This is a genomic window from Sphaerotilus hippei (assembly GCF_003201595.1).
GTDB lineage: Bacteria > Pseudomonadota > Gammaproteobacteria > Burkholderiales > Burkholderiaceae_C > Sphaerotilus > Sphaerotilus hippei.
In genome coordinates this window covers 76,582-102,526 of record NZ_QJJS01000017.1, presented here as the reverse complement: position 1 = coordinate 102,526, position 25,945 = coordinate 76,582, and the positions used below count along the sequence as shown (strand labels likewise).

Genomic DNA, 25,945 nt, shown 5'->3' with positions numbered 1-25,945 from the left:
AGCAACTCCTCCAGCGGGTAGCGGCAACGCCGGCTGCGCGGGTCGTCGAGTTCGGCGAACGCCGCCAGGTCGCCGAGGGCTTCAGGCGCGGGGGGCAGGGGCTGGTTGTCGGGCATCGGGGGCGTCAAAAACTCGCTCTTGTAGCACCGATTTCAGGCAAGAGCTTCATGCAATCGCCCTGGTCCATCACAGGCACCAGGCATTCACGCGTCAAGCCGGTGTCCTGCCAGCGCAGGCGGACTTGTCGCGGTTTGCGTTCCAGCCAGCGGAAGCCCTCCGGCGTCCTCGCACACGGATTGCCCGAGGCATCAAGTACCGTCACATCCGGCTCTGGCGGCGATACCACCTGCAGCACACCGCCGACCTCGGCGTCGGCCCAACTCAGCCAAGCCACTGGCGGTGCGACGAAGGGTGCTCCAGGCTCAGGCATGTCACTACCCTCAGCCAGCGCGTGATCGCATTCGAACTCGGAGGCCCAATGGATCGGTAGCAGGTTGGTGATGACGCCCCGTGGATCGCATTTGCCCTGTTGATGCCACTCCAACCCCTCGGGGGCGAAAATTACGCCGGCTTCGAGATTGCCTCCTCTTGCGGACATGGCTTGGCTGAAGCCCGGTCCGGTCAGGTTGCCCGAGCCCAGGTAGGCCCAGGCACCGTTGCAGGCGTTGGAATTCCCTTGAGAACGTGCGCTGAAGATGAACTTGGCGTGCAGCATGCGTTGGGAATTCGGCCCAAACACGGGCTTCATCTGCGATGCGGGTCGTACCGACCAGTGTTTGGCGCGCATGGTCGCAAGTGCGCCGGCCACGGCTTGACACGCGTTCGGATTGACGAAGACGTCGATCTCGGTGGATGTTTTGCTGAGCAGCGCAGCGCTACGTAGCCGCTCGACAATTGCACCCAGCACCGACGGTACCGTTCCGTGGGTATTCAAGGAAGCTGACTCGAAGAAGCCCGACCCCATGGCTAGATAGTTGCGCCGACTCTCGCCGGCGATTTCCAGCACATTCGGCACCAATTGTTCGAGCAGTGCTTGGCGCCGGTTGTCGACAAAGCGCGGACGCGGGCGGGCGCAGGCAGTGCAGTCCTCGACCCAGTCGGCCAGTGCTGCGCGGGCCAAAACGGTTTCGCTGTGAAGTAACCCTTGCCCCGAATCCAGCAGGCGCAGGTCGAACAGGCCATGAAGAAAATCCAGCATCGACCAGGCGGCCTTGATATCGGCGCAGCGCTGCTCCACATCCTCGTTGGCTACAGCGTGATCGGGATTGACTTCTTCCGAGTCGATATCAATGCACCAAGCTAGGTCCAAGCTCTCTTCGATGGTCTGGCGGGTCCAGTTGCCTGTAGACACGATCAGCCGCAGTCGCCAGCGGCCATTTCCGGATTCGTGGCGAAAGCCCAGCAGTGCGACCTTCGCGTGCAGCAGCCGAAATGGTCGTTTAGTGGTTCGCTTCAGAGGCAGATGGGCCAAGCCGGGAACTTCCACTGGCTCGATGGCAGGGTGCCCCGGGTCGAGCAGCAGGGCCAGTGATACCTGGCCGCGATGCGCACGCTGCCCCAGTGTTTCGCGAGTGAAACGCTCCACGGCTTCATTCAAGAATGCTGGGTCGGCCGAGTAGCCACACATCCAGCCAAAGGAGCTGCGATAGTCGTCCGGCGCATCGAAATACTGAACCAGTGACCTGGGACACAACTTGTTGTCAGACATGAGCGGTCTCCTCGGTAGCCGGTACCAGCCAGTCGTCTAGTTGACCTTCGAGATCCAGTCCAAGCCACCATAGGTTGTGAATGCGCCGAGAAATTCCCGCCGGCCAGGCAGGGCCTTCTACTGAAGGTGCCGCTTCTGGGTTGGACTCATCCGGTTCGGTATGGCGCTCGCCACCCTGGAATGCTGGTCCGGCACACAGGTCGTTGCCGAGCCTCCGCAGAATCCGCCCGTCACGGCTTACCAGATGTCTCAGAACCTCGTCCTCCGAGGCAGACGCGCACTCCCGACAGAAAGTCCGTGCTTCGTCGGTTGGGCTCCCTGTGTCCAGAAATGCCTGTGCCGTCACACGCAGTGCGTCGAGGGCATTTCGTACGTGCTGTGGTACTGCGGCTCCGAGTGCAAGGCGCCGATCAGGGCTACCGATCTCGATTTCCAGTTCGTTCAGCACAGCCAGCGCGGCGTCTCGCGCAAGAAAGAACAAGGCACCGGCGTGCAGATCGGCCCAATGCTCTGCTGACCTGATTTGTGTGGGCCTGCTGGCCCAGGCGACAGGTACCGTCCCGCCCTGTCGTGACTTGATCCAATTAAGCGCGTCATCACGCCGCATCCGGTCTTCTGCCGGCTCGCTGGCGGCACCCTGTTGCAAACGGGCACGGAGTAGCTCACGGGCTCTGGGCGGCAAGGGTTGCAGCGGCGACAGTGCACGGCGTAATGCATTGCTGTCGACGTTATGGACCTCACCGCAAACCCACTTCACCAGGTAGTCGAGAACACTTTGGTTAAATGGCCGGGAGCCTTCGCAGACGGCCTCGACAAAAATCTGTCCCTCCGCGCTGCAGGTGAAGGAATTAAAGCGACTGCCCGCAGCCTCAACCAGTCCGAGGGCTGGCAGGGCGGTCACGGTGGTCATGCGCATCGGTTGGGTGACATAGAACCCCGGTCGACGGACTTTTTTAAAACTCAGATCGGTGTGCCCAACCAGCTTGGTACTGCCGCGCAAGCGACTGTCCCCACTCCGGTGCTCGCCGTGAAGGGCCAGCCAGCAGGCAATCGCCTCAATCGCGTTCGCGGCGGCGATATTCGTCACTTGGCCGCCTCGCGCATCGGCACGCTCTGCAACCAGTACGCCCAACGTCGCCAGGAAAAGTTGTTTGCCGAACCACACGCCGCCGAGGCCGGGTACTGCCCGCTCGTTGAAATGGCGCGTGGTGGCCGCCAGTCCCAACGTCCGGACGCGTCGAATACTCTCGATGCGTCCAGGGCCCAATACACCCCACTGAAAACTCATGGTTGCAACCTTGTTTTGATTAAATTGTTCGTGGGCTGGTGGTTGAAATTGCATTTCCAAAACTTCGAATCCACCACCTCAACTGCTCTGACCTCACCACGGTGGCTGTGAACGTCAGATGCGTTTTTCCTTCAACGCACGTCTGATCCTCCGACAACGGTGTTTCCAGCAAGTGCTGCCCGGCGGCTTTCTCGATGCGGAATTTCAACCGAATCTTCTCGCCCTCACCAAACCCGAACCTTCCGTCTTCGTCATACCTCTGCAGGTCGAATCCCGGCGGCGGATCAAAACGCGACGGACCGACTTCGGCCCGGACGATGCGGTGCAGCGCCAGACTGCGTTCGTTGTCATACCCCTCGAACCGGACCACGAGATAGAGCCTCGGCCCCTGCTGCGCCAATCCGAGCGGCATGACCCGCGCCTGCACGAGGGCCTTGGCCGCGTTGCGGTACTCGATGTTCAGCCAGTGGTTGAGGTACAGCGCATGGCTCACGGCGTCGAACACCTGCGGGTCGATCTGGGGCGGCAGCAGCGGTTGGGTTTCGCTGACCACCCGCACCTTGTGCCGCCATTGGCGGTCAAGGTCGTTGGCATAGGGCGCTTCATGCGGCGCACGCGGGTCCACGTTGCTCCGGGCCTGGGCGAAGAAGCCCGCCATGGATTTCATGAGCGTGGGCGGCAGCAGGCTGTTCAGGTGCTGTTCGGCCAGGGTCAGCAGCAGCGATTCCTGGCTGGTGAGTCGCTGCATCGACAGCGTGGCCGCGTGCGATTTCCAGCGGTACGCATGCGGCTTGCTGCGGTCGTCGCACTCGATGTCGAACTGCTCGATCAAGCGCTTGAGCTGGCGCTGGAGGGTGCGCTCGTCGCGGACGATGCCCGCTGCGGCGAGTTGGTCGCGCAGTTGTTGCGCCGTGGTGTGCCCGACGCGCGGAATGCGCCGCAGCAGTTCGAGCGCGATCGCCGCATGACTGCCCTGAGCCGCTCCCTGGCTGGTTCTCATGGTGTTTTTTCTCCCTGTCCGGATCATGGCGACGCGCCTCTCGGGCGTCACGGACCGGGCGTGAATCCGATGGACGGTTTTGTGCCTTCCTTCACTCGGCATTCGTACTCCAGGGCCCGCACGAAGGCGCCGGGTCCGGTGACGGGGCGAAAGCGTGCCTGTCGCGCCACGACCGAAAAATCGCCCGGCGTCAGGGTGGACAGGGCGCCCAGCCGAGACCGCAGTTCCTCGTTGGGCGAGGGCAGGCCCAGGAGCTGGCAGTGCCGGTCCAGCAGCGTCCAGGCCTGGTGGACGCGGATCGGGCCGAAAGTCACCTTGAGGTCGAAGCGCCTCAGAGCGGCCCGATCGAGGTGGTCCAGCCGGTTGGTGGTGACGACGAGGATGCCGGGGAAGCGTTCGATGCGCACCAGCATTTCGTTGACCAGGCGGGATTCCCACTCGTGCTCGGCATGGCGCCGATCGCCGAGAAAACTGTCGATCTCGTCGATGATCAGGACGGCGCCGTCGCGGTCGGCGCGTTCGAAGGCGGCGGCCACGTTGCGCTCGTTTTCTCCCACCCACTTCGACATGAGGTCCGAAACCCGGCATTCCAGCACCGGTCGGCCAAGCTCCGACGCCAGCCAGCGGGCGTAGGCGGACTTGCCGGTGCCGGGCGGGCCGGCCAGGCACAGTCGCGCGCTGGGTTGCAGGGCCAGCGCCCGGGACACATCGGCCATGTCGGCGTCGGCGTTGAGGAATTCGGTGCAGAAGGCAGGTCCGACGTGGGTGGCCGCCGCCGCGTGGTGAGTGTGTCCCTGCGCCTTGAGGGTGCTGGCGATGAGCCGTTCGACCGCTTCCGGGGCCTGTTCCCCCGGGAGGTGGTCCCGGACGGATCGCACGACCTGGGCCGCACGCGCCACGACCGCCGGTGACAGCACCTCGATGCTGGCCAGGCGTGCCAGACGAGGCGCGTCGAGCAGGTCGCCGCCCGCGGAGCGCAGGATGTTTTCCCGACGGTCCTGCGGGGGAATGGGCATCTCGATGATGAGGTCGAATCGGCGCAGGAAGGCCGGATCGAGTTGGTCGACGCTGTTCGACATCCACAGCGTGGGCACGGCGTTGATCTCCAGGGCACGGTTCAGCCAGGCCTTGGGCTTGCCCCGGGCCCGGTTGAACATGTCCATGCTCACGCCGAAGAGGTCTTCCATCTCGTCGACGGCCAGCAGGGCCGGGCGGGTTTCCAGGAAGGTCTGGGCGGCGCGGTAGGCCCGCAGGCGGGTGTGGCCTTCGATGGCGTCGCCTTCGGCGTCCTGGCTGACGACCTCGAACAGCGGGAGTGCGAGGTCGGCAGCGAGCGCTCTGGCCAGTTGGGTCTTGCCGGTCCCGGGCGGGCCCCACAGCAGCACGTTGACGCCGCGTTGCCCGCCATTCAGTGCTTGCTGGAGGTAGGGGCGCAGGATCTGGAGGTGTGGCGCGAGGTGGGGGTAATCCGTCAGGGCGAGTTGGGGCGGGTCGCAGCGCGCGACGCGGTCCTGCAGCAACTCCATCGGGTCGACGGCGCAGGAATGCATGAGGTCGGCCAGGCTGTCCGACAGAAGTTCGATCTTGGCGCGCAGGTTCGTGGCGCCCTGACGGTTCAAGCGCACCAGGCCGCTGCGGTGCAGGATGCCCTCCCGCGCCAGGGCGTGGCCGATTTCGCTCGGTGCGTTGCCGAGCAGCACGGACAGCGCGTGCTCCACGCGGGTGCTGGAGAGGTCGCCCAGGAGGTCGCAGGCGTCGTCCAGCAGGCGGTTGTGGTGGACCTGGGTCAGGAACACCAGCACGGCCGACTCGCACTCCGTCAGCGACAGCAGCCGGCCCAGGCGCTGGACGTTGCCGGCCAGGATGGTGGGCAGGCGTTGAAGCAGAGGGTGCTGTGCGGCTTCGGTCTCGGCGGCCTGGTGGCGTTCACGCAGGTGTGTGCGGATGGCGGTCGGGTCGAAGGTTTCCAGGCAGATGGGCAGCCAGGCCTGCAGGCCGGCGGCGCGCGCCACGGCTTCGTTGGAAAAGTCGTCCGCCAGGATCAGCTGGCGATGACCGTACAGCGGGACGAGCAGCCTCAGCAGCCAGAGGCGCAGCAGCGGGGAGTCAGCGTCGCCATCGACGGGTTCTCTGCCTTTGATGGCATTGCGAAGCAGCCATGTGTAGCGCGGTCTGCGTGGCATGCGGAGTCTCCTGTTCGTGCGGTCTTGACGAGCAGGGATCTTGCGCAGTGATCCGACAGAATGCGTCGGATCGAAGTGACCCATGCGTGTCAGGCGGCCGGACACGCCTCCCGGCGGCTCAGAGATACTCCAGCCCAGTTCCATTCACTGTCGAGGGAAGCCGGCGGCCATGCTGCACTACCACACCATCCCCGTCACCGCCTTCCAGCAGAACTGCTCGCTGGTCTGGTGCGATGAGACCCTGAAGGCGGCGGTCATCGACCCGGGCGGCGACCTCGACCGCATCCGGGCCGAGGTGGCCCGCCGCGGGCTGACGCTCGAGCAGATCTGGCTGACGCACGCCCACATCGACCATGCGGGTGGCACCGGCACGCTGGCGCGCGAGCTGGGTCTGCCCATCATCGGTCCGCACGAGGGTGATCGCTACTGGATCGACGGCCTGCCGCAGCAGAGCCTGATGTTCGGCTTTCCGCCGGCCGAGATGTTCACGCCCACCCGCTGGCTGCACGACGGGGACACGGTGCAGATCGGCCACAGCACGCTGGACGTGCGCCACTGCCCGGGCCACACGCCCGGCCACGTGGTGTTCCACAGCCGGGAGGCGCAGCGCTGTTTCGTCGGCGACGTGCTGTTCGCGGGCAGCATCGGCCGCACCGACTTTCCCGGCGGGGACCACGACACGCTGATCGCCTCGATCACCGGTCGCCTGTGGCCGATGGGCGATGACACGGTGTTCATCCCCGGCCACGGCCCGGAGAGCAGCTTCGGCCGCGAGCGGCGCAGCAACCCCCACGTGCGCGGCACCTGAGGCGCGGCGCGCTCAGGAGGCCTTGGCCGCGGGCGGGCCGAAGCGGCGCGCGGGTTTCTGCGCGCGCTCGTACAGGCCGGCGACCTTCGGGATGTTGGCCTGGATGTCGCTGATGCGGGTGCCGCTCGACGGGTGGGTCGACAGGAACTGCGGTGGCGCGCCCTTGCTGGCGGCCTGCATCTTCTGCCACAGCGTCACGCCGGACTCGGGGTCGTAGCCGGCGCGGGCGGCGAGTTCCAGGCCGACCAGGTCGGCCTCGGACTCGTCCTCGCGGCCGAACTTCAGCGTCAGCAGCTGGCCGCCGAGCCCGGCGGCGGTGCGGCCGAGCTCGCCCAGGCCCAGCAGCATCGCGCCCAGCTCGATCGCGCCCCGCGTGGCGGTCTGCTTGCCCAGCCGCTCGCGGGCGTGCTCACGCAGCGCGTGGGCCATCTCGTGGCCCATGATCATCGCGACCTCGTCGTCGCTGAGCTGCAGCTGCTGCAGGATGCCCCAGTAGAAGGCGATCTTGCCGCCGGGCATGCAGAAGGCGTTGACGGTCTGCTCGCCCAGCAGCACGACCTCCCACTTCCACTGGCGTGCCCGCGGGTTCCATTCGTAGGTGTAGGGGATCAGCCGGTCGGCGATGGCCTGCAGGCGGATCTGCTGCGGGTGGCTGACCGGCGCCAGCGCCTTCTTCTGGCGCGCTTCCTGGGTCAGCTGCACGTACTGTTCCGACGCGGCCTGCTCGATCTGCTCGGCCGAGACCAGCTTGGAGAACTGCGAGCGCCCGCCCACGTCCACGCCTTCGCGGGCCCAGGCCGGCGTGCCGCCGACCAGGGCGCCGGCGCCCAGCAGGCCGGTGAACAGGCGGCGCTGGTGCCGCGGGCAATGGCAGCCGTCGCGGTGCAGGTCGATGCGGGTGTCCAGCCGGGCGTCGGTGACGAAGTGAAGGCTCATGGTGCGTGCGGCAGTGTCGAGGGTGGGCCGGGGGCGGCGGCGGACCGCAGCGGTCCGGATGATTCTAGGGTGCCGGATTTCAGTCGTCGGCCGGCGTGCCGGCCGCGGGCGTCTCCAGCGCCAGCAGGGGCTGGCGCAGTCGCCACAGCAGCCACAACGCGGGCAGCGCGGCGGCGGTGGACAGCAGGAAGAAGTCCGGCCAGCCGATCGACTCCACCAGCACGCCGGCCATCGGCCCGACCCAGACCCGCCCGATCGCCGAGAACGCCGACAGCAGCGCGTACTGGGTCGCCGTGTAGCGCTGGCTGGTCAGGCTCATCAGGAACGCGACGAAGGCGGCGGTGCCCATGCCGCCCGACAGGTTCTCGCCGGCCACCACCATCAGCAGGCCGCCGTCGACCCGGGTGGCGCTCGCCAGCCTGACGAGGCCCCAGTCGAAGGCCGGGATCTCCAGGCCGGGCAGGGCGCCGGCGCCGTTCACCGCCAGCCACCAGAAACCCAGGTTGCTGGCCATCTGCAGCAGCCCGAACAGCACCAGCGCACGCCACAGCCCCAGCCTGAGCATCAGCAGCCCGCCCACCAGCGCACCGGCCAGCGTCAGCCACAGGCCGATGATCTTGTTGACCAGTCCGACCTCGGCCGAGCTGAAGGCCATCGCCTTGAGCAGGAACGGCGTCATCAGCGAGCCGGCGAACGCGTCGCCCAGCTTGTAGAGCACGATGAACGCCAGGAAGGCCCAGGCCCCGGGCTGGCCGAAGTAGTCGCGCAGGCCGCCCAGCAGCGTGTCGAAGCGGGCGGCGCGCGCGGCCCAGGCCGCCAGCGGCAGCGTCACCGCCATGCCCAGCAGCAGGCCGAGCACGTCGGCCCATTTGCCACGCAGCGCCTGGGCGGCGGGGTCGGCGGGCGTGCCGGCCGCCAGGACCTCGACCAGGGCGTGGGCCAGCGGGTTCAGCAGCTGGTCGGTCAGCAGCACGCCGGCGGCGGCGGCGGCCACCACCGCGACGAACCCGATCAGGTCGTTGCGTGCGATGCCGTCGGGCCGCGGCACGTCGGGCAGGCGTGGCAGCGCCACCGCCGACAGCACCGCCGCGCCGACCATGATCAGCGCCATCAGCCGGTAGACCTCGGGCCAGCTCCAGCCGCCGCCCTGGGCGCCGTCGGTCCAGATCAGCGCGACCCCGCCCGACAGGATCATCGCCAGCCGGTAGCCCAGCACCTTCAGCGACGAGCCCAGGCCGCGCTCGGCGGCGGGCAGCACGTCGGCGCTGTAGGCGTCGATCACCACGTCCTGCGACGCCGACAGCAGCGCCACCAGCAGCGCCAGCAGCGCGAACGCCCAGGTCGAGGCCGCCGGCCCGGTGGCGGCCATCCAGACCAGCGCACCGGCCAGCGCCAGCTGGGTCAGCACCAGCCAGCCGCGCCGCCGGCCCAGCCAGGGCAGCTCGAAGCGGTCCATCAGCGGCGCCCACAGGAACTTGAAGGTGTAGGGCAGACCGACCAGGCTGAGGAAGCCGATGGTGGCCAGGTCGACGCCCTCGACCGTCAGCCAGGCCTGCATGGCCTGGCCGGTCAGCGCCAGCGGCAGGCCGGAGGCAAAACCCAGCACCGCCAGCACGGCCAGCCGCCACAGGCGGGCCAGGCCACGCGGCGCGGGAGGGAGATCGAGGCGAAGGGGCGGCACAGGGGAGGCGGGCATCGGCGGATTCTAGGAGCCGGGCCCGGGGCGACCCGTGCCGCACGGCCGTCGCACGGCCGATGCACAATGCCCGGGACATGGACAGCCAATCGACTCCTTTCACCCCGGGTGCCGCCGTGCCGGTGCCGGCCTTCACCCGCCAGGACTTCCGCAGTGCGCTGGGCCTGTTCGCCACGGGGGTCACGATCGTGACCGGCCGGGCCGCGGACGGCTCGCCGGTGGGCCTGACCGCCAACTCCTTCAACTCCGTCTCGATGAGCCCGCCGCTGGTGCTGTGGAGCCTGTCGCGGCAGGCCGGCTCGATGTCGGCCTTCGCCGCCGGCTCGCACTACGCCATCCACATCCTGGCGGCCGAGCAGCGTGAGCTGGCCGAGCGGTTCGCCTCCAAGGGGCTGGACCGTTTCGCCGGACTCGAGTGGCGCGAAGGCGCGGGCGGCGCGCCGCTGATCGACGGCGCGGCCGCGGTGCTGGAGTGCCACAACCGCAGCCGCTACGAAGAGGGCGACCACGTCATCTTCGTCGGCGAGGTCGAGCAGTGCCGCTACCGGCAGGACGCCAGCCCGCTGATCTTCCACGGCGGGCGTTTCTACACCGAGCTGCCGATGACATGAAACGATACACGCCGATACCGCGCTGCAAGGACGGCGCGGGGCGTCGGCGCCACGATGCAGACCTGCCCCGGACACACCGGGTCCACCCGGACGGTCCCCGTCCCGAAAGGTCTGCACCATGTCCCGTTTCTCCTCCTTCTCGTCCCGCTTCTCCTCGACCCGCCTGCGCCGCGTGCTGCTGGGCACCCTCGGCGCCACGCTGATCGCCGGCGGCCTGAGCGCCTGCGGCCACGGCCCGATCGGCGAGATGACCGGCCGGGGCGGCCCGCGCACCGAGGCCGACATGGCCCGCCATCAGGAGCGCATGGTCGACCGGGTCGCCAGCGTTCTCGAGCTGGACGCGGCGCAGAAGGCGCTGCTGACCCATCTGGCCACGAAGATGCGCGCCCAGCGCACGATGATGATGGGCGCACCCGGCCAGGGCGGCCCGCGCGAGGAGTTCAAGGCGATCATCGCCGGCGAGCGCTTCGACACCGCCCGTGCCCAGGCGCTGGTCAATGGCAAGGCCGACGCGATCCGCAGCGGCAGCCCCGAGCTGATCGCCGCGGCGGCCGCCTTCTACGACAGCCTCAAGCCCGCGCAGCAGCAGAAGGTGCGCGAGTTCCTCGACCAGCGTGGTGGCCGCGGCCACCACGGCGGCCGGCACTGGGGCTGAGCGGGCGGGGTGGGCTTGCCCGGCCGGGCGCCGACGTGCGAGCATGCCATGGCAATGACCCACCACCTCCTGCTGGTCGATGACGACGAACACCTGGCGGCGCCGCTGGCGGCCTACCTGCAGCGCTTCGACATGGCGCTGCAGGCCGCCACCCGGCCCAGCCAGGCGCTGGCCCTGCTGCAGTCGTGCGCCTCGTTCGATGCCGTCATCCTCGACGTGATGCTGCCCGAGATGGACGGCTTCGAGTTCTGCCGCACCCTGCGCCACCACGCCGAGGCGCGGCTGCGCGACCTGCCCGTCATCATGCTGACCGCCCGCGGCGAGCTGGCCGACCGGGTGGTCGGCCTGGAGCTGGGCGCCGACGACTACCTGCCCAAGCCTTTCGAGCCGCGGGAGCTGGCCGCCCGGCTGCAGACCATCCTGCGCCGGCGTGCCCGGCCCGCGGCCGATCCGCCGGCCGACGACCCCGGTGCGCTGCGCTTCGAGGGCCTGGAGATCGACCGGGCGCGCCGCGAGGTGCTCCGCCTGGGCGAGCCGGTCGAGCTGACCGGCACCGAATTCGAGCTGCTGGTGCTGCTGGCCGGCGAGCCGCGCAAGGTCTTCAGCCGCGACGAGATCCTCAACCGGCTGCGTGGCCAGGACGCCGACCTCTACACCCGCGCGGTCGACCTGCTGGTCTCGCGCCTGCGCCGCAAGCTCGAGCCGCTGGAGTGCATCAAGACGCTGCGCAACGCCGGTTATGCCTTCGCGGCGGCGCGGGCGCCGGCATGAAGCTGCCCGACTGGCTGGCCCGCGGCCGGCAGCGTGCCCGCGAGCGCTGGCCGCACCACGGCCGGCGCTCCATCGGCGTGAAGCTGGTGGTGCTGTTCCTGGTGCTGGGCGCGGCGATGAGCACCATCTTCCTCGGCGGCATGCAGCGGGCGTTCTCCGGCGGCTGGCAGGGCGTGGTGCGCCCGCTGGTGGCCGACTACGTCGACCGCCTGGCCGCCGAGATCGGCCAGCCGCCCGACATCGGGCGGGCCCGGGCCCTGGCCGAGCGCCTGCCGCTGTCCATCCACATCCGCGGCCCGCGGGTCGACTGGGACTCTTCACCGCCCTCCCGACCGATGCCGCCGGCCTTCGACGCGGCCAGCGACCGCCCCTGGCCGCCCCGGTCCGGCGGGCGCGGCCAGCCCGAGGGCATGGGCCGCCTGGTCGACCACCCGCCCGGCCCGCCGCCGCACTGGCTGACCCGCTTCACCGCCGACGGCCACGTGCTGCGCTTCGAGCTCGACACCGAAGGCTGGGTGCGGCGCCCGCGCCGCATCGGCTGGCTGACGCTGGCCGTGCTGCTGGGCCTGACCGGTCTGGCCTACCTGATCGTGCGCCACCTGTTCCGCCCGCTCGAGGACATCCGCCGTGGGGCGCAGCGCTACGGCCGGGGCGAGTTCGACCAGCCGATCCCCGTGCGCCGGCACGACGAGCTGGGCGAGGTGGCCACCCAAGTCAACACCATGGCCGCCGACCTGGCCGGCATGCTCGAGGCCAAGCGGGCGCTGCTGCTGGCCATCAGCCACGAGCTGCGCTCGCCGCTGACCCGCGCCCGGCTCAACGTCGAGCTGGTGCCCGAGGGCAGCGCCCGCGACGCGCTGCTGCGTGACCTGGGCCAGATGCGCGACCTCATCAGCGACCTGCTCGAGAGCGAGCGCCTGGCCCAGCCCCATGCGGTGCTGCAGCGCGAGCCGACCGACGTGGTGGCGCTGGTGCACCAGGTCATCGACCAGCATGTCGAGCCGGCGGCCGCGGCCACGCTGGTGCTCGACCTGCCCGACGACCTGCCCCCGCTGGCGCTGGACCGCACCCGGCTGGCGCTGCTGCTGCGCAACCTGATCGACAACGCGCTGCGCCATGGCGGGGGCGCGGCGGCGGTGCCGGTGCGCGTGGCGCTAGCGCTGCAGGCCGGAACGGCCGGGGCGCCGGCCACGCTGGTGCTGACCGTGCGCGACCACGGCCCCGGGGTCGACCCCGGGCAGCTGCAGCGCCTGGCCGAGCCTTTCCACCGCCCGGACCATGCCCGCCAGCGCAGCACCGGCGGGGTGGGGCTGGGCCTCTATCTGTGCCGCCTCGTGGCCCGGGCCCATGGCGGCACGCTGCAGCTGCGTTTGGCCGAACCGGGGCTGGAGGCGCGTGTCGAGCTGCCGGTGGTGACCGCCGCTTCATGAATCGACACACCTCGTTACCCGGGCGCAAGCCGGAGGCAGCACGGCCTCTGCACCATGACCTCCTGTCGGTTGAACGGGCCGTGCGTGGCCCCGCAAAGGATCTGGTCATGGAACATCAAGGGTGGAAGAAGGGGGCCTCGCCCCTGCGGCGGCTGGCCGCCGGCGTGCTGGTGTCGGTGCTGGTGGCGGGTGGCCTGACGGCCTGCGGCCACGGTCCGCAGGACGGCCGGGGCGGGGACCCCCGCGAATCCCGCCAGCATGGCGGACCGGGCGAGCGCCACGAGCGCCGCCACGAGGCTCCCGATGCGGCGAGGGCCCTCGAGGGCCTGGCCCGCGACCTGTCGCTCGACGCGGCGCAGAAGCAGCGGCTCGACACCCTGTCCGCCCGCCTGCAGGCGATGCACCCGGGCCGCGGCCAGCCAGGGCCCCGCCCGGCGCCGCCTTCGGACGGACGCGCGCCCGAGCCCGGTGCCGGGCCGATGTCACCCACCGATCTGCAGGCGCTGGTGGCCGGTGCACGTTTCGACAGCGCCCGTGCGCTGGCCCAGGTCGATGCCCACCTGCAGGCCCGGCGCCTCCAGCAGGCCGAGCTGATCACCGCAGCGGCGGCTTTCTTCGACAGCCTGCAGCCGGCCCAGCAGCAGAAGGTGCGCGAGTGGCTCGCGCAGCTGCCGCGTCCGGGCGAGCCGCCGCAGGGCGGCCCGCGCCACGGCGACCGCCCGCCGCGCTGAGGCCCCGGGCCGTGGCGAGGCGGCGCCAGGCCGGTCGTCGGCCCTTGAGTCCGCCCGGGTCGACCCGACATGGAGGGCTCGAAGGAGATCACCATGCACCTCGTCTGTCCCCATTGCCTGGCCACCAACCGCGTGCCGGCCGAACGCCTGGCGCAGGACCCGGTCTGCGGCCGCTGCGCGAAGGCGCTGCTGCCGGGACGGCCGGTGGCGCTGGACGACGCCGGCCTGGCCCGGCTGATCGAACGCGGTGAAGGGCTGGTGGTGGTGGATTTCTGGGCCGCCTGGTGCGGCCCGTGCCGGCAGATGGCGCCGCAGTTCGAGGCCGCCGCGGCCCAGCTCGCCCGGCAGGCGCTGTTCGTCAAGGTCGACAGCGACGCCTGCCCCGAGGCGTCGGCGCGCCACGGCATCCGCAGCATCCCGACGCTGATCGCCTTCCGGGGCGGCCACGAGGTGGCGCGGCTCAGCGGGGCGATGGGCGCGGCGCAGATCGTCCAGTGGGTGCGCCAGCACGGCGCCTGAACGACACGCCGCCGGGGGTCAGTCGCGCCGGGTCGGGCGGGGCTCGATGTCGACGAAGCTCCACCAGCTCAGCCAGAACGGCGGGCGCCGGTAGCCTTGCAGCGGCGCATGCGCCAGGTCGCAGACGATGCGGTGCACCGTCACGCGGTAGGGCATGTAGGCCAGCGCCAGCTTGTTGGCCTGGCGGAACAGCGCCTCGCGCTCCGGGCCGTCGGGCAGGCCCTGCAGGCGCAGGTAGACCTCGTCGAAGGCGGGCAGCCGCAGCCGTGCCAGGTTGCCCTTGCCGATCGAGCCGCTGTAGGCCCGCTCCATCGCGCCCTGGCCGTCGGGCGAGGCGGCGCTGGAGCCAACCCGCCACACCATGAAACGGCCCGCGCGGGTCGCCTTCAGGTTCTCGGCCCACTGGCCGACCTTCAGCTCGACCCGCAGGCCCAGCGCATCCATGCTCTTCTTGAACACCTCGTCGAGCTGGCGGCTGGACTGGTCCGACTGCGCCAGCAGCTCCAGCGTCAGCGGCGAGCCGTCGGGCCGTTCGCGCCAGCCGTCGCCGTCGCGGTCGCGAAAGCCGTAGAGATCGAGCAGCGCACGCGCACGCGCCGGGCTGTGCGCGTTGGCGTCGGTGCGGAAGGCCGGGTCGTGGCCGCTGGTGCCGGGCGTGGTCAGCTGCTGGGCCGGCATGGCCTCGCCCCGTCGGGCGATGCGGATCTCGCGGTCGACGTCGTGGCCCAGCGAGATCGCGCGGCGCAGCGCCACCTGGGCCGGCTCCAGCCCGCCGACCGTCGGGTGCTCCATGTTGAAGACGATGTAGTTCACGTCCGAGTTCGGCACCCGGTACTTGCGCACCCCGCGCCGCGCCAGGTGCGGGGCCAGTTCCCCCCCGGGGATGGCCTGGCCGATGAAGTCCGGCGGCACGATCTGCAGCAGGTCCTGCTCGCCGTTGAGGAAGGCCAGCCAGCGGGGCTGGGCCTCCTCGATGATCGACAGCTCGACCCGGTCGATCATCGGCAGCCGCCGGCCCTTGAAGCGTGCCAGCAGGGCCTGGCCCTCGGCATCGCCGGGGGCGGGGCGCGCGTCGTAGTGGCGCTCGCGGTAGCGGGGGTGGCGCACCAGCACGATGCGCGAGCTGCGCCGCCACTCGGCCAGCATGAACGGGCCGGTGCCCACCGGGTGTTCCATGATGCGGTCGCCGTAGCGCTCGACCACCTCGCGAGCCATCACGCCCCAGATGTCCGGCGAGGCCAGCGCGGTCACGAAGCGCGGCCGGCTCTCGCGCAGGCGGAACTGCACGGTGTAGCGGTCCAGCGCCTGCAGGCCTTCGACCGGTGCGGCGTAGTCGAAGGGGCGCCGTTCGTCGAGCGCCGCCTGGCGCAGCTCGCGCAGGCCGATCACGCCCAGCTCCTCGAAGGCCGGCTGGCTCGAGCTCTTGGTGGCTGGGTCGTAGAGGCGCTTGAAGGTGTAGACCACGTCCTCGGCGGTCAGCTCGCGCGGGCGGCCCTGGAAGGCCGGGTCGTCGTGGAACAGCACGCCCCGGCGCAGCCGCACGGTGAAGGTCTGGTGCAGCGCATCGATCTCGGGCATGGCCTCGGCCAGCATCGGCACCAGCTGCTGCGGCCGCGCCAGGTGGTCGTAGTCGTACAGCGCCTCGAAGATGTGGCCGGTGACGGTGCGCGAGTAGAGGTCGCTGATCTGCTGCGGATCGAAGCCGGTCTCGGCCGCGGGCAGCGCGTAGCGCAGCACCCGCTCGGTGGCGGGCGGGGCGGCCGCCCGGTCGGTGGCGAAGGCGGCCAGGGGCCAGGCGGGCAGGCCGAGGGACGAAGCGAGCAGGGCACGGCGACGGGTCATGCCGCCACTGTAGCCGCCGGGCTGCGGAGGCGCCGGCGCTCGGCGGGCTTCAGCGTGCCGAGTTCAACGCGTCGCGCGTCGTGATCGCGACCCGGCGGGCCGCCTGGGCGAAGTCGTCGCCGCTGCTCGCGTACAGCACCGCCCGCGAGCTGTTGACGATGATCGGGCCGGTCGTCTCTCCGGCCGGGTTCACGCGCAGGCCGGCGCGCACCGTCGCGGCCGCGTCACCGCCCTGGGCGCCCACGCCCGGGATCAGCAGCGGCAGCGTCGGCGCGAGCTCGCGCACCCGGGCGATCTCCTCGGGGAAGGTCGCGCCCACGACCAGGCCGAGCTGGCCGGTGGTGTTCCAGGGGCCCTGAGCCAGCGTGGCCAGGTGCTCGAACAGCCGCGGCTGGCCGGGCACGTCGGCCAGGCGCTGCATCTGCAGGTCGTTGCCACCGGGGTTGGAGGTGCGGCACAGCAGGATCACGCCCTTGTCGCGCCAGCGCAGGAACGGCTCGATCGTGTCGAAGCCCATGAACGGCGACAGCGTCACCGCATCGGCCTGGTAACGCTCGAAGGCCTCGCGGGCGTACTGCTCGGCGGTCGAGCCGATGTCGCCGCGCTTGGCGTCGAGGATCACCGGCACCTCGGGCGCCGTGCGCTTGATGTAGGCCATCAGCTGCTCGAGCTGGGCCTCGGCCCGCTGGCCGGCGAAGTAGGCGATCTGCGGCTTGAAGGCGCAGACCAGGTCCTTGGTCGCGTCGACGATGCGCGCGCAGAACTCGAAGCTGCGCTCCGGGTCGCCTCTCCAGGCGCCCGGGAACTTCGACGGTTCCGGGTCCAGCCCCACGCACAGCAGGGAGTCGTGCAGGCGCGCGGCGCGGGCGAGTTGCTCGGTGAAGGTCATCGTCGGTCTGCCGCTTCAGCCGATGCGCCGCGCCAGGTCGGCCGCCAGGCCGGTGTAGCTGCCCGGCGTCATCGCCAGCAGGCGGTCCTTCTCGGCCTGGGGCAGGGCGAGGTCGGCGATGAAGCCCTGCATCAGCTCGCGGGTCATCGGCTGGCCGCGGGTGAAGGCCTTGAGCTGCTCGTAGGGCTGCGGCAGGCCGTAGCGGCGCATCACGGTCTGGATCGGCTCGGCCAGCACTTCCCAGGCGTCGTCGAGGTCGGCGGCCAGCGAGGCGGCGTTGAGCTCGAGCTTGTCCAGGCCGCGCAGCAGGCTGTCGTAGCCCAGCTGCGCGTAACCCAGCGCCACGCCCATGTTGCGCAGCACGGTCGAGTCGGTCAGGTCACGTTGCCAGCGGCTGATCGGCAGCTTCTGCGCCAGGTGCGTCAGCAGCGCGCTGGACAGGCCGAAGTTGCCTTCGGCGTTCTCGAAGTCGATCGGGTTGACCTTGTGCGGCATGGTCGAGGAGCCGACCTCGCCTTCCTTGGTGCGCTGCTTGAAGAAGCCCAGGCTGATGTAGCCCCAGACGTCGCGGCTCCAGTCGATCAGGATGGTGTTGACCCGCGTGAAGGCGTCGAACAGCTCGGCCATGTAGTCGTGCGGCTCGATCTGGATGGTGTAGGGGTTGAAGCTCAGGCCCAGCGCGCCTTCGACCACGCCGCGGCTGAAGCCTTCCCAGTCGTGTTCCGGGTAGGCCGACAGGTGGGCGTTGTAGTTGCCGACCGCGCCGTTCATCTTGGCCAGCAGCTGCACGCCGGCGATGCGCTCGCGGGCGTTGCGCAGGCGGGCGATGACGTTGGCGATCTCCTTGCCCACCGTCGTCGGGCTGGCGGTCTGGCCGTGGGTGCGGCTGAGCATGGGCACGGCGGCGAAGGCCTGGGCCTGGGCGGTCAGCTTGGCGATCAGGCGGTCGATGGTGGGCAGCAGCACCTCGTCGCGCGCGGCCTTGAGCATCAGCGCGTGGCTGGTGTTGTTGATGTCCTCGCTGGTGCAGGCGAAGTGCACGAACTCGCCATGGGCCTCGAGCTCGGCATGGCCCTCGAAGCGCTGCTTGATCCAGTACTCGACCGCCTTGACGTCGTGGTTGGTGCGCTTCTCGATGTCCTTGATCGCCTGGGCGTCCTCTTCGGAAAAACGCACGACCAGCGAGCGCAGCAGGCCGCGCGAGGCCTCCGACAGCGGCTGGAACTCGGCGAAACCGGCGTCCGACAGCGCGATGAACCATTCCACCTCGACCTGCACGCGGCGGTGCATCAGGCCGTACTCCGACAGCAGCGGACGCAGCGCGGTCAGCTTGCCGGCGTAGCGACCATCCAACGGCGAGAGGGCGGTGAGGGCGGTGGGCGTGGTGAAGGACATGTTCGGGCTCGCGGCGGGGAAAGGAGTGCTGACGGCCGGCCGCGGTCGGGCCGGCGGGCAGCGGGGAGAGGCGGGCGCGACGGGTCGGGGTCCCGGGCGCCAAGCGCGCGATTTTAGACCCGCCGCCCCGTTCCGGGGCGAGGCGGCGGGTGGTGGTCCCGCATACTGTCGGCCCGGGACCCGAACCCCTCGCCGCCGCATGTCTTCCCCTGCCGACCCCGACGACCACGTCCGCCCCTTCGTGCACAACACCCGCCACACCCGGGCGCTGCACTTCTCCATCCACGAGGTGCAGAGCTTCATGCGGGTGGCCGAACCGGATGCGCTGGCGCTGGCCTACACCCGGCTGATGATGGGCTTCCTGCTCTTCCACCCGCAGCCGGCCCGCATCGCGATGCTCGGTCTGGGCGGTGGCTCGCTGGCCAAGTTCTGCCACCGTCACCTGCCGGCCAGCGGCATCGAGGTCGTCGAGATCAATCCGCACGTCATCGCCCTGCGCGACGAGTTCGAGGTGCCGCCCGACGACGCGCGCCTGAGCATCACGCAGGGCGACGGCGCCCGCTGGGTGCGCACCTCGCCCGAGGCCTTCGACGTGCTGCTGGTCGACGGCTACGACTACAGCGGCCTGCCGTCGGTGCTGGCCACGCAGCGCTTCTACGACGACTGCAGCGCCTCGCTGCGGCCGGGCGGCCTGCTGGCGGTCAACCTGTTCCGCGGCCATCCGCAGCACGAGCTGCACCTCGACCGCCTGCGCCGCAGCTTCAACGACGCGGTGCTGGAGGTCGAGGACGAGGAGCGTGGCGCCAACAGCGTGGTGCTGGCCGGGCCGGGCCTGGCGTCGCGGCGGGCCCTGCCCGCCAGCGTCGAGCCGGCGCAGGGCATGGACACGTCGGCCTGGGACTCGCTCGCCACCGAGCTGGCCCATCTGCGCACGGCCCACGAGCGCTGGCGGCTGCAGCGTCCGCCGGTGCGCGCGCCGCGCCGGGCTTGACGGGCGCGTTCGTCCGGCGTGAATTTGTCACGCGTTAGGATGGCCCCATGAACCCATGGTGCGCCGCAGCAGGCTTCAGGCCGGCCGCCATCCGACCGGAGAGTCCCGCCCGATGATCGATCGCCGTTCCTTCCTCACCGCGGCCGGCAGTGCGCTGGCGCTGTCGTCGACCGTGGGCCTGCCGGCCCAGGCGGCCGCGGGCCTGCAGCTCGGCGCCCCCGAGCCCTTTTCCTTCGACGGGCTCGTGGCCCGCGCCCGTGACCTGGCGGCCCGCCCCCACCAGCCGGCGCCGCCGCTGTCGAGCGAGGTGCTCGAGCGCATCGACTACGACGCCCACGGCAAGATCCGCTTCAAGACCGAGCTCGCGCCGTTCCGCGACGGGCCCGGCGCCTTCCCGCTGACCTTCTTCCACCTGGGGCGTTATTTCCAGACGCCGGTGCACATGCACCTGCTCGAGGGCCCGGCCGACCGGCAGCAGGCGCGCGAGATCCTCTACGACCCGTCCTACTTCGACATGCCGGCCGACAGCCCGGCCCGTCTGCTGCCCGCCGGCGCGGGCTTCGCGGGCTTCCGCTTCCAGGAAAGCCGCCTCGGGGACCCGCAGTCGCTGCCCTGGCAGCGCAACGACTGGGTGGCCTTCCTCGGGGCGTCCTACTTCCGCGCCATCGGCGAGCTCTACCAGTACGGGCTGTCGGCCCGGGCCGTGGCGCTGGACGTCGCGCTGCACGACCGGCCGGAGGAGTTCCCGTCCTTCACCCGTTTCTGGTTCGAGCCGCCCGCCGACGGCGGCACCCGCGTGACGGTGCATGCGCTGCTCGAGGGGCCCAGCCTCGCGGGCGCCTACCGCTTCGTCATGGACCGTGGTGCCGCGGTGGTGATGGAGGTCAGCAGCCGCCTGTTCCTGCGCCGCGACATCGCCCGGCTGGGCCTGGCACCGCTGACCTCGATGTACTGGTACTCGGAGACCGCCAAGCCCTCGCAGATCGACTGGCGCCCCGAGGTGCACGACTCCGACGGCCTGGCGATCTGGATGCACAACGGCGAGCACCTCTGGCGTCCGCTGAACAACCCGTCGCGCACCAGTGCCTCGGCCTTCGAGGCGTCGCACCTGCGCGGCTTCGGCCTGCTGCAGCGTGACCGGGTGTTCGACCACTACCTCGACGGCGTGGCCTACGACCGCCGCCCCGGCCTGTGGGTCGAGCCGCTGGGCGACTGGGGCGAAGGGGCGGTGCAACTCATCGAGATCCCGACCGACGACGAGATCCACGACAACACCGTCGCGCTCTGGGTGCCGCGTGCGCCGGCCCGGGCCGGCAACCGCTACGCGCTGGACTACCGGCTGCACTGGAGCGCCGACGAGCCGCATCCGACGCCGCTGGCCCGCGTCACCGCGACCCGCCTGGGGCGGGGGGGGCAGCCCGGCCAGCCGCGTCCGGCCGGGGTGCGCAAGTTCGTGGTCGACTTCCAGGGCGGCCCGCTTGCGCAACTGCCTTTCGGCGTGAGGCCGGAGCCGGTGCTGTCGTCGTCGAGCGGCCGCTTCTCGCTGGCCTTCACCGAAGCGGTGCCCGATGGGGTGCCGGGGCACTGGCGGGCCAGCTTCGATTTCACGCCCGAAGGTGAGGCGGCCGCGGACCTGCGGCTGTTCCTGCGGGTCGGCGAGCAGGCGCTGAGCGAGACCTGGCTGTACCTGCTGTTGCCTGTTTCGTAGGCAATCCAGCACATCGCCCCGGCTGACAGCGACTTGTGCACACTGGCCACCGGTTGTGGACAGGGTTATCCACCGCCGGCAGGGACAACTCCGGCGGCCTCTGCCCGCTGCGCGGGCAACCCAGAAAAAATCCTTTGCTCACAGTGACTTGCGAGAGTCATGCAGGGCTTCTCGACAGGCTTGTCCACCGTGTGCAGGGACAACCTGCCGCACCTGCCGGCCGGGTGAGGTTGCTGCTTGATGAGGCAGGCCGGCTGTGATAGACTCGTGAGCTTTTCGGGCGTCGAGGTTTCTTGCGTCCGTTTCGTTCGTCCTGCGCAGCGGGGTGGCCTTGGGGGTCATCGGCGCGGCAGGGCTACATCAGTCAGCCCGGCCAATCGTTGTCGGGCATTGGAGAAAAACCATGACGACCTCAAGTCTGGGCAAGCGCCTGGGATTGCTGGGCCGCAAGGTGGGCATGATGCGCATCTTCACGGACGACGGCGACGCCGTGCCCGTGACGGTGCTCGACGTGTCGAACAACCGCGTCTCCCAGGTCAAGACCGTTGAAGCCGATGGCTACAGCGCCCTTCAGGTGGTGTACGGTGCCCGCAAGGCATCGCGCGTGACCAAGCCGGAAGCTGGCCACATGGCCAAGGCTGGCGTCGAAGCCGGCGAGCTGATCAGCGAATTCGCCGTGTCCGCCGACGTGGCTGCCGAGTACAAGCTGGGCGCCACGCTGCCCGTGAGCATGTTCCAGGCAGGCCAGATGGTCGACGTGCAAGGCACCTCGATCGGCAAGGGCTTCACCGGCACCATCAAGCGCCACAACTTCAGTTCGCAGCGCGCTTCGCACGGCAACTCCCGTTCGCACAACGTTCCGGGCTCCATCTCGATGGCGCAGGATCCGGGCCGCGTGTTTCCGGGCAAGAAGATGTCCGGTCACCGGGGCGATGCGACCTGCACGACCCAGAACCTCGACATCGTCCGTGTGGACGAAGCCCGCCAGCTGCTGCTGGTCAAGGGCGCCGTTCCGGGTGCCAAGGGTGGCTTCGTCACCGTGCGTCCGGCGGTCAAGGTCAAGCTCAAGAAAGGGGCCAACTGATGCAGCTCGAGCTCCTGAACGAGCAGGGTCAGGCGACCTCCAAGGTCGACGCTTCTGACGCCGTGTTCGCACGTGACTACAACGAATCGCTGATCCATCAGATCGTGGTGGCCTATCAGGCCAATGCCCGTCAAGGCACCCGCGCCCAGAAGGATCGTGAGCAGGTTCACCACTCGACCAAGAAGCCTTTCCGCCAGAAGGGCACCGGCCGCGCTCGCGCCGGTATGACCTCGTCGCCGCTGTGGCGCGGGGGCGGTCGGATCTTCCCGAACCTGCCTGAAGAAAACTTCAGCCACAAGGTCAACAAGAAGATGTACCGCGCCGGCATGGCCGCCATCTTCTCGCAGCTGGCCCGTGAAGGCCGTCTGGTGGTGATCGACTCGCTCGCGATCGATGCCCCCAAGACCAAGCTGCTGGCCGACAAGCTCAAGGCCATGAATCTGGATCACGTGATGGTGATCGCCGATGCCGTGGACGAGAACCTGTTCCTGGCTTCGCGCAACCTCGCCAACGTGCTGGTCGTCGAGCCGCGTTACGCCGATCCCCTGTCGCTGGTCTTCTACAAGAAGATCGTCGTGACCAAGGGTGCGATCGACAAGCTGCAGGAGATGTTCGCATGAGCACCGCCAAGTTTGATGAGGGCCGTCTGGCCCAGGTGCTCGTCGCGCCGATCATTTCCGAAAAGGCCACCAGCATCGCCGAAAAGCACAATCAAGTGCTGTTCAAGGTGCTGCAGGACGCCACCAAGCCCGAGATCAAGGCCGCCGTCGAACTGATGTTCAAGGTGGAAGTGGCCTCGGTGCAAGTCGTCAACCAGAAGGGCAAGACCAAGCGCTTCGGCGGCCGCATCGGCCGTCGTGACCACGTGCGCAAGGCTTACGTGTCCCTGAAGGAAGGCCAGGAACTGAACTTCTCCGGGGAGGCCGCGTAATGGCTGTCGTCAAGGTCAAACCCACATCGCCCGGTCGCCGTGGCGTTGTGAAGGTGGTGCACAAGCACCTGCACAAGGGCAAGCCTGAAGCTTCGCTGCTGGAACCCCAGAAGCAGAACTCCGGCCGCAACAACAACGGTCACATCACGGTTCGCCACAAGGGCGGTGGTCACAAGCACCACTACCGCGTGGTGGACTTCGTGCGCAACAAGGACGGCATCCCCGCCAAGGTCGAGCGCATCGAGTACGACCCGAACCGCACGGCCCACATCGCTCTGGTGTGCTACGCCGACGGCGCGCGTTCGTACATCATCGCTCCGCGTGGCCTGGAAGCCGGTCAGACCGTGATCAGCGGCGCCGAGTCGCCGATCAAGGCTGGCAACACGCTGCCCATCCGCAACATCCCGGTGGGTTCGACCATCCACTGCGTCGAGATGAAGCCGGGCAAGGGTGCCCAGATCGCCCGTTCGGCCGGCACCTCGGTGACGCTGATGGCGCGTGAAGGTGTCTACGCGCAGGTTCGCCTGCGCTCGGGCGAAGTTCGCAAGATCCACATCGACTGCCGCGCCACGATCGGCGAGGTCTCCAACGAAGAGCACAACCTGCGCCAGTACGGCAAGGCCGGTGCGATGCGTTGGAAGGGTATCCGTCCGACCGTTCGCGGTGTGGCCATGAACCCGGTGGATCACCCGCACGGTGGTGGCGAAGGCCGCACCGGCGAGGGTCAGGCCCCTGTGTCGCCGTGGAACACCCTCACCAAGGGCTACCGTACCCGCAACAACAAGCGCACGCAGACCTTCATTGTGTCGCGTCGCAAGAAGTAAGAGGGGCAGCGAACAATGTCTCGTTCACTCAAGAAGGGTCCTTTCGTTGACTACCACCTGCTCGCCAAAGTCGAGAAGGCGGTTGCCATCAAGGACAAGAAGCCCGTCAAGACCTGGTCGCGTCGCTCGACGATCATGCCCGAGTTCATCGGCATCACGATCGCCGTGCACAACGGCAAGCAGCACGTGCCCGTCTATGTGACCGACCAGATGGTCGGCCACAAGCTGGGCGAGTTCGCACTGACCCGTACGTTCAAGGGTCACCCTGCGGACAAGAAGGCCAAGCGCTAAGGAGCGGCGACGATGGAAACCAAAGCAATCGTCCGTGGTGTGCGCCTGTCCTGCGACAAGGGTCGTCTGGTGGCTGACATGATCCGCGGCAAGAAGGTGGATCAGGCCCTGAACATCCTGACCTTCACCCAGAAGAAGGCGGCCGGCATCATCAAGAAGGCGCTGGAAAGCGCCATCGCGAACGCCGAGCACAACGACGGCGCCGACATCGATGAGCTGCGCGTCACCTCGATCTACGTGGAGCAAGGTGCCACGCTGAAGCGTTTTTCTGCCCGCGCCAAAGGCCGTGGCAACCGCATCAGCAAGCCCACCGCGCACATCTACGTGACCGTCGGCAACTGATAAGGCAGGTAGAAAGTCATGGGACAGAAAATCCATCCGATCGGCTTCCGCCTGCCGGTCACGCGCAACTGGTCGTCGCGCTGGTACGCCGGCAACACCCAGTTCGCTGGCATGCTGGCCGAAGACATCAAGGTTCGCGAGTTTCTGAAGAAGAAGCTCAAGAGCGCTGCCGTGTCGCGCGTGCTGATCGAGCGCCCCGCCAAGAACGCCCGCATCACCATCTTCTCGGCACGTCCGGGCGTGGTGATCGGCAAGAAGGGCGAGGACATCGAGAACCTGAAGCTCGAACTGGCCAAGATGCTGGGCGTGCCGGTCGCAGTGAACATCGAAGAAGTGCGCAAGCCTGAAGTCGATGCTCAGCTGATCTCCGACTCGATCACCCAGCAGCTCGAGAAGCGCATCATGTTCCGCCGCGCGATGAAGCGTGCGATGCAGAACGCGATGCGTCTGGGCGCCCTGGGCATCAAGATCATGTCGGCCGGCCGTCTGAACGGCATCGAAATCGCTCGTACCGAGTGGTATCGCGAAGGCCGCGTGCCCCTTCACACCCTGCGTGCCGACATCGACTATGGCTTCTCCGAAGCCAAGACGACCTACGGCATCATCGGCGTGAAGGTGTGGGTCTACAAGGGCGACCGCCTGGCCAACGGCGAATCGCCGGTGCTGCGTGGCGAAGAGCGTCCCGAGGATGACCGCCGCCGCCGTGGCCCGCGCAACGACCGCCCGGGCGACCGCCGTGGTCCGCGTGGTCCCGCTGCCGGTGCTGGCCGTGGCCGCAATGAAGCTCCGGCCGACGGAGCCGACAAGGGCGCCGCCGCTGCCGGCGACAAGCCTGCTGTGAAGCGTGTGGTCCGCAAGCCGGACGGCGCTCCCGCAGTCTAAGGAGAACTGGAATGTTGCAACCGTCGCGTCGCAAGTTCCGCAAGGAACAGAAGGGCCGCAACACCGGCGTCGCTACCCGCGGCGCCAAGGTGTCGTTCGGCGATTTTGGTCTGAAGGCGACCGAGCGTGGTCGTCTGACGGCCCGCCAGATCGAAGCTGCCCGTCGTGCCATCTCGCGCCACATCAAGCGCGGTGGCCGGATCTTCATCCGGATCTTCCCGGACAAGCCGATCTCCCAGAAGCCCGCTGAAGTGCGGATGGGTAACGGCAAGGGCAACCCGGAATACTGGGTTGCTGAAATCCAGCCGGGCAAGGTCCTCTACGAAGTCAATGGCGTGCCCGAAGCACTGGCTCGCGAAGCGTTCACGCTGGCTGCGGCCAAGCTGCCGCTGAGCACCACCTTCGTGACCCGTCAGTTCGGCGCCTGAGC

26 protein-coding genes are annotated in these 25,945 nt (G+C 69.1%); 17 read left to right on the top strand and 9 right to left on the bottom strand.

Annotated features, from left to right (window positions below):
- Window positions 1–124: 124 nt before the first annotated feature.
- Genes C7444_RS20035 through C7444_RS16200 form a run of 4 tightly spaced genes read right to left on the bottom strand, consistent with a single transcriptional unit; the run spans window position 125 to window position 6,179 of the window.
- Entirely contained in the window at window positions 125–1,708 is a 1,584-nt protein-coding gene (locus tag C7444_RS20035; protein WP_146219414.1) for a phospholipase D-like domain-containing protein, read from the bottom strand.
- Entirely contained in the window at window positions 1,701–3,050 is a 1,350-nt protein-coding gene (locus C7444_RS20030; protein WP_146219413.1) for a hypothetical protein, read from the bottom strand. Before C7444_RS20030 ends, C7444_RS20035 begins: the two co-directional genes overlap by 8 nt.
- Window positions 3,016–3,996, bottom strand: coding sequence for a helix-turn-helix transcriptional regulator (locus tag C7444_RS16205; protein WP_110401894.1), 981 nt, complete (start codon window positions 3,994–3,996; stop codon window positions 3,016–3,018). Before C7444_RS16205 ends, C7444_RS20030 begins: the two co-directional genes overlap by 35 nt.
- Window positions 3,997–4,043: 47 nt before the next feature.
- Window positions 4,044–6,179: an AAA family ATPase gene (locus C7444_RS16200; protein ID WP_170130777.1), complete on the bottom strand. Its 2,136-nt coding sequence runs from the start codon at window positions 6,177–6,179 to the stop codon at window positions 4,044–4,046.
- A gap of 169 nt (window positions 6,180–6,348) precedes the next feature.
- Here C7444_RS16200 and C7444_RS16195 point away from each other — a divergent pair, with 169 nt between their 5' ends.
- Window positions 6,349–6,987: an MBL fold metallo-hydrolase gene (locus tag C7444_RS16195; RefSeq protein ID WP_110401892.1), complete on the top strand. Its 639-nt coding sequence runs from the start codon at window positions 6,349–6,351 to the stop codon at window positions 6,985–6,987.
- 12 nt (window positions 6,988–6,999) lie between these two features.
- On the opposite strand, the gene C7444_RS16190 is transcribed toward C7444_RS16195, so the two are convergent.
- Both C7444_RS16190 and C7444_RS16185 read right to left on the bottom strand, forming a co-directional pair.
- Complete coding sequence (locus tag C7444_RS16190; protein WP_110401891.1) at window positions 7,000–7,923, bottom strand: M48 family metallopeptidase; 924 nt, start codon at window positions 7,921–7,923, stop codon at window positions 7,000–7,002.
- A gap of 79 nt (window positions 7,924–8,002) precedes the next feature.
- Window positions 8,003–9,619, bottom strand: a complete 1,617-nt coding sequence (locus C7444_RS16185) for an AmpG family muropeptide MFS transporter (protein WP_110401890.1) — start codon at window positions 9,617–9,619, stop codon at window positions 8,003–8,005.
- Between the two features lie 77 nt (window positions 9,620–9,696).
- Here C7444_RS16185 and C7444_RS16180 point away from each other — a divergent pair, with 77 nt between their 5' ends.
- The 6 genes from C7444_RS16180 to trxC all read left to right on the top strand — a co-directional run bounded on the left by C7444_RS16180 (window position 9,697) and on the right by trxC (window position 14,336).
- Window positions 9,697–10,230, top strand: a complete 534-nt coding sequence (locus C7444_RS16180; protein ID WP_110401889.1) for a flavin reductase family protein — start codon at window positions 9,697–9,699, stop codon at window positions 10,228–10,230.
- A 118-nt stretch (window positions 10,231–10,348) separates the two neighbouring features.
- Window positions 10,349–10,885: a Spy/CpxP family protein refolding chaperone gene (locus C7444_RS16175; RefSeq protein ID WP_110401888.1), complete on the top strand. Its 537-nt coding sequence runs from the start codon at window positions 10,349–10,351 to the stop codon at window positions 10,883–10,885.
- 54 nt (window positions 10,886–10,939) lie between these two features.
- Complete coding sequence (locus C7444_RS16170; RefSeq protein WP_110401887.1) at window positions 10,940–11,656, top strand: response regulator transcription factor; 717 nt, start codon at window positions 10,940–10,942, stop codon at window positions 11,654–11,656.
- A complete protein-coding gene (locus tag C7444_RS16165; protein WP_110401886.1) occupies window positions 11,653–13,086 on the top strand; it encodes a HAMP domain-containing sensor histidine kinase in 1,434 nt (477 codons plus the stop codon). Before C7444_RS16170 ends, C7444_RS16165 begins: the two co-directional genes overlap by 4 nt.
- 107 nt (window positions 13,087–13,193) lie before the next feature.
- Window positions 13,194–13,817 carry a hypothetical protein gene (locus tag C7444_RS16160; protein ID WP_110401885.1) on the top strand — a complete coding sequence of 208 codons (624 nt, stop codon included), beginning with the start codon at window positions 13,194–13,196 and terminating at the stop codon, window positions 13,815–13,817.
- Between the two features lie 93 nt (window positions 13,818–13,910).
- A complete protein-coding gene (gene trxC, locus C7444_RS16155; RefSeq protein WP_110401898.1) occupies window positions 13,911–14,336 on the top strand; it encodes a thioredoxin TrxC in 426 nt (141 codons plus the stop codon).
- An 18-nt stretch (window positions 14,337–14,354) separates the two neighbouring features.
- Here the strand turns inward: trxC and C7444_RS16150 are convergent, their stop codons facing one another.
- From C7444_RS16150 to purB, 3 genes are read right to left on the bottom strand one after another with little or no spacing between them, the layout of a single operon-like run.
- A complete protein-coding gene (locus C7444_RS16150) occupies window positions 14,355–16,178 on the bottom strand; it encodes an ABC transporter substrate-binding protein (protein ID WP_110401884.1) in 1,824 nt (607 codons plus the stop codon).
- A 49-nt stretch (window positions 16,179–16,227) separates the two neighbouring features.
- On the bottom strand, window positions 16,228–17,067 hold the full coding sequence (pyrF, locus tag C7444_RS16145; RefSeq protein ID WP_110401883.1) for an orotidine-5'-phosphate decarboxylase: 840 nt from the start codon (window positions 17,065–17,067) through the stop codon (window positions 16,228–16,230).
- A gap of 15 nt (window positions 17,068–17,082) precedes the next feature.
- Window positions 17,083–18,462: an adenylosuccinate lyase gene (gene purB / locus C7444_RS16140; RefSeq protein ID WP_110401882.1), complete on the bottom strand. Its 1,380-nt coding sequence runs from the start codon at window positions 18,460–18,462 to the stop codon at window positions 17,083–17,085.
- A 199-nt stretch (window positions 18,463–18,661) separates the two neighbouring features.
- Here purB and C7444_RS16135 point away from each other — a divergent pair, with 199 nt between their 5' ends.
- From C7444_RS16135 to rplP, 10 genes are all read left to right on the top strand, one after another.
- Complete coding sequence (locus C7444_RS16135; protein WP_110401881.1) at window positions 18,662–19,453, top strand: fused MFS/spermidine synthase; 792 nt, start codon at window positions 18,662–18,664, stop codon at window positions 19,451–19,453.
- 112 nt (window positions 19,454–19,565) lie between these two features.
- Entirely contained in the window at window positions 19,566–21,161 is a 1,596-nt protein-coding gene (locus tag C7444_RS16130; RefSeq protein ID WP_110401897.1) for an OpgD/OpgG family glucan biosynthesis protein, read from the top strand.
- A 403-nt stretch (window positions 21,162–21,564) separates the two neighbouring features.
- The gene (rplC, locus tag C7444_RS16125; RefSeq protein WP_110401880.1) at window positions 21,565–22,245 is read left to right on the top strand and encodes a 50S ribosomal protein L3; all 681 of its coding nucleotides are present in this window, start codon (window positions 21,565–21,567) and stop codon (window positions 22,243–22,245) included.
- The gene (gene rplD / locus C7444_RS16120) at window positions 22,245–22,865 is read left to right on the top strand and encodes a 50S ribosomal protein L4 (RefSeq protein WP_110401879.1); all 621 of its coding nucleotides are present in this window, start codon (window positions 22,245–22,247) and stop codon (window positions 22,863–22,865) included. The genes rplC and rplD overlap by 1 nt, the downstream gene beginning before the upstream one ends.
- Window positions 22,862–23,176, top strand: coding sequence for a 50S ribosomal protein L23 (gene rplW / locus C7444_RS16115; protein WP_110401878.1), 315 nt, complete (start codon window positions 22,862–22,864; stop codon window positions 23,174–23,176). Before rplD ends, rplW begins: the two co-directional genes overlap by 4 nt.
- A complete protein-coding gene (rplB, locus tag C7444_RS16110; RefSeq protein WP_110401877.1) occupies window positions 23,176–24,000 on the top strand; it encodes a 50S ribosomal protein L2 in 825 nt (274 codons plus the stop codon). Before rplW ends, rplB begins: the two co-directional genes overlap by 1 nt.
- A 15-nt stretch (window positions 24,001–24,015) precedes the next feature.
- The gene (gene rpsS / locus C7444_RS16105; RefSeq protein ID WP_110401876.1) at window positions 24,016–24,291 is read left to right on the top strand and encodes a 30S ribosomal protein S19; all 276 of its coding nucleotides are present in this window, start codon (window positions 24,016–24,018) and stop codon (window positions 24,289–24,291) included.
- A 12-nt stretch (window positions 24,292–24,303) separates the two neighbouring features.
- Window positions 24,304–24,633: a 50S ribosomal protein L22 gene (gene rplV / locus C7444_RS16100; RefSeq protein ID WP_110401875.1), complete on the top strand. Its 330-nt coding sequence runs from the start codon at window positions 24,304–24,306 to the stop codon at window positions 24,631–24,633.
- Between the two features lie 18 nt (window positions 24,634–24,651).
- Window positions 24,652–25,515: a 30S ribosomal protein S3 gene (gene rpsC / locus C7444_RS16095; RefSeq protein ID WP_110401874.1), complete on the top strand. Its 864-nt coding sequence runs from the start codon at window positions 24,652–24,654 to the stop codon at window positions 25,513–25,515.
- An 11-nt stretch (window positions 25,516–25,526) separates the two neighbouring features.
- Window positions 25,527–25,943, top strand: coding sequence for a 50S ribosomal protein L16 (rplP, locus tag C7444_RS16090; RefSeq protein ID WP_110401873.1), 417 nt, complete (start codon window positions 25,527–25,529; stop codon window positions 25,941–25,943).
- Window positions 25,944–25,945: the final 2 nt, after the last annotated feature.